We start from the raw sequence: 5,452 nt of genomic DNA, 5'->3' as shown, positions 1-5,452 counted from the left end.
GCTCAAGCACGGCGGTCCGGGCCGTGCGGGCGGCGGCGAAGAGCTGGGCGGCATTCGCGCCGTCAAGCACTACCTGCAGCGTGCCGCCGTGCAAGGTTCGCCCACGATGCTGGCAGCGGTCACTGGCGAACATGTGCGCGGTGCCAGGGTGAACGACACCCCCATTCACCCGTTTCGCAGCTACTTTGAAGACCTGAAAATCGGCGACTCCTTGCTCACGCACAGGCGCACGGTGGGCGAGGCGGATATTGTCGCGTTCGGCGGTATTTCGGGTGATTATTTCTACATGCACTTCGACGAGATCGCCGCGAAGGACTCACAGTTCGGCAAGCGGATTGCACACGGCTACTTTGTGCTTTCTGCGGCTGCGGGCTTGTTTGTTTCCCCGGCGCCAGGCCCCGTTCTGGCCAACTACGGCCTGGACGCGTTGCGATTCATCAAACCAGTAGGGATTGGCGACACCATCCGTGCACGCCTGACGGCCAAACGTAAAACCGATCGCAACAGGAAAGACGACAAAGGCGTTGGGCAAGGTGTCGTGGCCTGGGATGTGGAGGTCACGAATCAGCATGGCGAACTGGTGGCCAGCTACGACATCTTGACGCTCGTCGCCAAGCGGAGTTAAGCCCATCATGCCCTGCTATTCCATTGAAGGTGTGGTGCCGGTCATTGACCCGAGCGCGTATGTCCACCCCACAGCGGTGTTGATCGGCGATGTCATCATCGGCGAGAACTGCTATGTGGGCCCCAATGCCTGCCTGCGCGGCGATTTTGGCCGCATTGTGCTGAAGGCGGGCGCCAATGTCCAGGACACCTGCGTGATGCATGGTTTTCCCGAGCGCGATACGGTGGTCGAGGAGAACGGCCATATCGGCCATGGCGCGGTGCTGCACAGCTGCATCGTGCGCCGCGGCGCCTTGGTCGGCATGAACGCCGTGGTGATGGACGAGGCCGAGGTGGGCGAACAGGCCATTGTGGCGGCCTGTGCATTTGTTCCCGCAGGCATGCGCATCCCGCCACGTACCCTGGTCGCGGGCATGCCTGCGAAGGTCAAGCGTGAATTGACCGAGGCTGAGATTGCCTGGAAGATACAAGGCACCAAAACCTACCAGGATTTGACGCTTCGCTGCCTGGCCACCATGCAGCTGGTGGAACCGCTCTCTTTTGTTGAACCCGACCGTCCCCAGGTGCGGTCACCGCAGGTGAAATCCCTGACGGAGACCAAGCGGTCCTAACTCAGCGCGCAATGCTTCGATGTCTGGGACGACGGCTATCTGCGTTGCCAGCATCATTTCGCCATGGAGCAGTGGCCACCACTTGTGGCCTGGCCTGAGCCTGCCGCGATCAGTGGCGGTTCATTGCGCAGGTCCACCGGGACCGAACTGGTGAAGTCCCAGGCCAGGAAGAGCGCCAGGCTGATCCAGAAAATCGCCTGGCGTTTATATAGGGATTGCATACGGTCCGTCCTTCCTAGAATTGGTAGTGACGGCGCAAACGCACGCCAACGAGCGTGCCGCCAAAGGCAAGCGGCACCCACAACCAGCCGTGCAAACTGCCCGTGGATATGCCGCTGAGCATGGCGCCGACGTTGCAACCGAACGCCAGCCGCGAGCTATAGCCCAACAAGAACCCCGCGATCAGTCCGACGACCCATTGCTGCCGGGTCAGCGGCTTGCTGTCGCTCGTGGGCTTGTTGGCAGAGATCCACAGGGCACCGCCCAGGATGCCAATATTGGTGATCGTGGTCACGTCCAGCAGCACGGTCTGGGTCAAGCGCTGCGCGTTACCGGCCTGGCCCCAGAAGGCGTTGCCTGTCGGGTCAAACAGGCCCAGACCGACCGAGGCCTTGGCGGCCCACAACCCGAAGCCATACACCACGCCCCAGGGCTGGCCCGCGAGCAATAAATTCAGCGTGGCCAGAACCGCCAGTGCCACCGCACCCCAGACCCAGCGTGGCTGGATCCAGGTTTGGCCCGGCCCGACCCAGGCGCGTACCGCCAACAGGGCAACGCCGAGCAGCGCCAGGGTCAGGACCAAGGCAGGCACGGTGCCAAACTGCGCCGAAAAGCTGACAGGCTCGATTTGGCCCAGGGACAGCCAGCTGTCGAGGTGCACCGAGCCCAGGAAACTGCCCAGCGCAAAGAGCGGCAAGATGCCCATGTTCAAGGGCATGCCCACGCCCGCTTTGTACAGCGTGCCCGAGCCGCAGCCATCCGCAATCTGCATGGTCATGCCGAAGACGAAAGCGCCGAGCAGCAAGCTCACGCTGGGCGGGCCGAGCGCCGCATGCAATTCAGGAAACTGGCCCAGCAGGGGCAGGGCCGCCAGGCTTGCCAGCGCCAGCAGCATGACTTGTCCGGTCACACCCTGGGGGTTTTTGTCCTCGATCAGCTGCCGCCAACCGGTGGTAAAGCCAAAGCGGGCTCCGGCCAGGGCTGCGCCCATGCCCACGCCAACCAGGAGCAGCACGGCTTGCCGCACCGACACGGCAAGGACCAGAAATACAAAAAAAGCGGCCAGAACGGCCGCCAAAGGATATCGTTTCATTGGATCACTGGAAAGTTTTGTCGGCCCACATTTTTGTGTCAATCAAAAGCTGCTTGGCACGGTTCGGTACATTGGCCATCGGCAGACCGTTCGGGTCTTGCGACCACTCGGTCATGGATCCAGCATAGAGCTTCACGTTTTTCTGGCCCAGTACTTCAGACATCGCAAACCAGTTGGTCGCGGCCCAGTGGCCCGTATTGCAGAAGGACACGGTTTCCTTGGCAGGATCGATGGGGCTGGACGCGGCCACCTGTCTGGCCTGGTCGTTGGAGACAAATGTCGAGCTTCCCGGAGCGAACCACTTGTCGTGCTGAAAGTTCACCGCATTGGGCAGCGTCCCTGGAACCTTGGCGGTGGGCGCACGGGTTTCGCCACTGAAGAAGCTGGCCGGACGGGCGTCAATCAGCAAGGAGTCGCCGGCATTCAAACGCTTGACCACTTCTTCCTTGGTGGCGATCAGCGTCGCGTCCAGTTGAGGCTGAAAGCTGCTGGCAGCGACTTTCGTGGTTTCGGTGTTCTGCGCGAGCTTGGCATCGCCCCAGGCTTTCACGCCTCCGTTGAGGATGGACAACTCCTTCAGACCCAGCGCCTTGAGTGTCCAGTAGATACGTGCAGAGGCACCAAAGTCGGTCGCATCAGCACCGCTGGAAACCACCACGGCATGTGTCGCCGGGCTTAGCCCCAAGCTTTGAACCAAGGTGGTCAACTTGGGCAACCCGGGCAGTTCGCCAGGATTGCTGGCCGGACCGCGCCATTGGCCATAAGGCGCGTTGACAGCACCGGGGATGTGCTTGGCGGCGTAGGACTTGGCATCACGGATGTCGATGACGCGAACATTGGCGTCGGACAATTTGGCCATCAACTCGGTCGGGCTGAGCAGCGGTTGGGCCGCGAAGCTGGCAACGGAAACGGCCAGGCCAAACAGGAAGAGCGCAGGTTTTTTCATGGGAGGTGTCCTTGTGGTTGAAGCGGATTGTTCAACAACGGGGACGAATATAAAACGACTTTTAAGTGGGTTTCATATACCTCAAATGCATATGGATTTTCGGGCTCGATTTCAGATGCCCTTACCGGCAGGCCCAGCGTCTTTCGGCACACGACCCGACAAGCGCCAACCGCAATGGCGCTGTCGTCAAAAGGCTGATCCGGGCGGCTATTTCCTGGCTTTTCTCGGCGTCACCTCGACCCACGCACCCTTGACCTCGTCCCACTGGTGCGTGCGAATGAATTGACGCGTCTCGTTGCGCACTTGCTCGCGCGACATCTTGCTCACATCGCGGGGCCCTTTGGTCAAAGGTTCCCAGTCGCCGCTGACGGGGTTCCAGCGGTTGTTGCGCAGAAACTCATTGCGTTCTGCCTTGACCTCTGCGCGTGTCTTCACGCCCGCGGGCGCCTCCATACCCTGTTTCAGAACCCAGTTCTCAGCGACTGCGTCCCATTGGTGCGTGCGAAGAAACTCGTCGCGCTCCATCTTGACCTGTTCACGCGTCAACGGCGCCGCAGCGGCCGTGCCGCTGGCGCCTTGCGCATGGAGCATGCCCCCGGTAAAGGCGAAAAACAGGCCAAACACGACAGAAGCCACTTGCAGGCGTGTGGCTGTGAAACGCGCCTTCTTGTGCTGAACAGGGGCCGCGAAGCCTTGCGCCGCCGATCGGCCAAGCAGCGGTGCGTGATCCAAGGCGCCGCGTTGGATTTCTACATGGGTTTGCATGGTTTCCTCCGATTTCTTTAAAAGTGGATGAAGTCCCATCGTAGAAACCATGCGCCCTGCGATCCTTGACAAATCGCAAGGAGGCCAGACATCCGTCTTTTGCGCTCAGTCCGCAGTGACCCCGGCGTTCTTGATGACCGTGGCCCACTTGGCGGTTTCGGACGCGATGAAGGCATCGCAGGCTTGCGGCGTGGTGCCTTCGGCAAAAGTGCCCATGGCCTCCAGCTTGGCCCGGGTTTCCTCGCTGCGGATGATGCGGTTGACCTCGTCCGACATGCGCTGCACCACGTCGCGCGGCGTGCCGGCGGGGGCAATCATGCTGGCCCAGGTGCTGCCGGTAAAGCCCTTGAGCCCCTGCTCGATGAAGGTTGGCACATCCGGTGCTGCCGGCAGGCGTTTGTCACTGGCCACCCCGATCAGGCGCACGCGGCCCGTCTTGCCGGGCTGGATCAGGTTGGTGGGGGCGTCAAAGAACAGCTGGATATGGCCGCCCAGCAAATCGGTCAGCGCAGGCGCAGAGCCCCGGTACGGAATGTGCACCATGTAGGTGTTGGTCACGGCCTTCAGCAGTTCGCTGGTCAGGTGCGCGGCCGACCCATTGCCCGAGGAGCCGAAGCTGACCTTGCCGGGGTTGGCCTTGGCGTAAGCCACCAGCTCGGTCGCATTCTTGAACGGCGCACTGATGGGCACGGCTGCCAGCAGCGGCGACACGCCGAGTAGCGAAACCCCGACCAGGTCCTTGCTCGGGTTGTACGGCAGCTTCGGATACAGCGTGGTGTTGGCGGCATAGGCCGCAATCACGACGCCGAAGGTGTGCCCGTCCGGGGCGGCCTTGGCCACGGCGTTGACGCCGATGATGCTGTTGGCGCCCGGCATGTTCTCGACGACCACGGGCTGGCCGAGCCGGCTTTGCAGGCCCACCTGCAGCAGGCGTGCCATCTGGTCGGTGAAGCCGCCGGCCGTGTACGGCACGATGATGCGGATCGGGCGGCTTGGCCAGGCGGGCTGGGCCATGGACGGCAGGGCCGCACTGGCCAGGCCGGCGCTGGCGGCCTGAATGATGGTTCGGCGTGAAAGCAAATTGGACATGGTTGTCTCCTGTTTTATGGTTAAGCTGATTGATAAAACCGCGCTGGGGGTGCAACGCCTTAAAGCGCGGCAACCAGCTCCGGCACGGCGGTAAACAAGTCCGCC

General features: G+C 62.0%; 7 protein-coding genes. 2 read left to right on the top strand and 5 right to left on the bottom strand.

The window, feature by feature from the left end:
* Together IV091_RS16310 and paaY are read left to right on the top strand one after the other, a co-directional pair.
* The coding region (locus IV091_RS16310; protein WP_293470311.1) for a MaoC/PaaZ C-terminal domain-containing protein at window positions 1-625 on the top strand (625 nt) is incomplete at its 5' end.
* Window positions 626-632: 7 nt separating this feature from the next.
* Entirely contained in the window at window positions 633-1,235 is a 603-nt protein-coding gene (gene paaY / locus IV091_RS16305; RefSeq protein WP_293470310.1) for a phenylacetic acid degradation protein PaaY, read from the top strand.
* 53 nt (window positions 1,236-1,288) lie between these two features.
* Here paaY and IV091_RS16300 read toward each other — a convergent pair whose 3' ends face one another.
* From IV091_RS16300 to IV091_RS16280, 5 genes are all read right to left on the bottom strand, one after another.
* Window positions 1,289-1,456 carry a hypothetical protein gene (locus tag IV091_RS16300; protein WP_293470309.1) on the bottom strand — a complete coding sequence of 56 codons (168 nt, stop codon included), beginning with the start codon at window positions 1,454-1,456 and terminating at the stop codon, window positions 1,289-1,291.
* A 14-nt stretch (window positions 1,457-1,470) separates the two neighbouring features.
* Window positions 1,471-2,547, bottom strand: coding sequence for a YeeE/YedE thiosulfate transporter family protein (locus tag IV091_RS16295; RefSeq protein ID WP_293470308.1), 1,077 nt, complete (start codon window positions 2,545-2,547; stop codon window positions 1,471-1,473).
* A gap of 4 nt (window positions 2,548-2,551) precedes the next feature.
* Window positions 2,552-3,493, bottom strand: a complete 942-nt coding sequence (locus IV091_RS16290; protein ID WP_293470307.1) for a sulfurtransferase — start codon at window positions 3,491-3,493, stop codon at window positions 2,552-2,554.
* Window positions 3,494-3,700: 207 nt separating this feature from the next.
* Window positions 3,701-4,258, bottom strand: a complete 558-nt coding sequence (locus tag IV091_RS16285; protein WP_293470306.1) for a hypothetical protein — start codon at window positions 4,256-4,258, stop codon at window positions 3,701-3,703.
* A 105-nt stretch (window positions 4,259-4,363) separates the two neighbouring features.
* Window positions 4,364-5,347 (bottom strand): tripartite tricarboxylate transporter substrate binding protein, encoded by a 984-nt coding sequence (locus IV091_RS16280; RefSeq protein WP_293470305.1) that lies wholly within the window; start codon window positions 5,345-5,347, stop codon window positions 4,364-4,366.
* Between the last annotated feature and the right edge of the window lie 105 nt (window positions 5,348-5,452).

It is taken from the genome of Polaromonas sp. (assembly GCF_018780625.1).
Lineage (GTDB): Bacteria > Pseudomonadota > Gammaproteobacteria > Burkholderiales > Burkholderiaceae_C > Polaromonas.
Note: the sequence above shows the minus strand (reverse complement) of the source record. Positions and strands in the feature narration are given on the sequence as shown.

Bases quoted from the DNA above. Each gene is read 5' to 3' on its own strand.
- paaY (WP_293470310.1), top strand. From the start codon at position 633: ATGCCCTGCTATTCCATTGAAGGTGTGGTGCCGGTCATTGACCCGAGC.
- IV091_RS16300 (WP_293470309.1), bottom strand. From the start codon at position 1,456: ATGCAATCCCTATATAAACGCCAGGCGATTTTCTGGATCAGCCTGGCG.
- IV091_RS16295 (WP_293470308.1), bottom strand. From the start codon at position 2,547: ATGAAACGATATCCTTTGGCGGCCGTTCTGGCCGCTTTTTTTGTATTT.
- IV091_RS16290 (WP_293470307.1), bottom strand. From the start codon at position 3,493: ATGAAAAAACCTGCGCTCTTCCTGTTTGGCCTGGCCGTTTCCGTTGCC.
- IV091_RS16285 (WP_293470306.1), bottom strand. From the start codon at position 4,258: ATGCAAACCCATGTAGAAATCCAACGCGGCGCCTTGGATCACGCACCG.
- IV091_RS16280 (WP_293470305.1), bottom strand. From the start codon at position 5,347: ATGTCCAATTTGCTTTCACGCCGAACCATCATTCAGGCCGCCAGCGCC.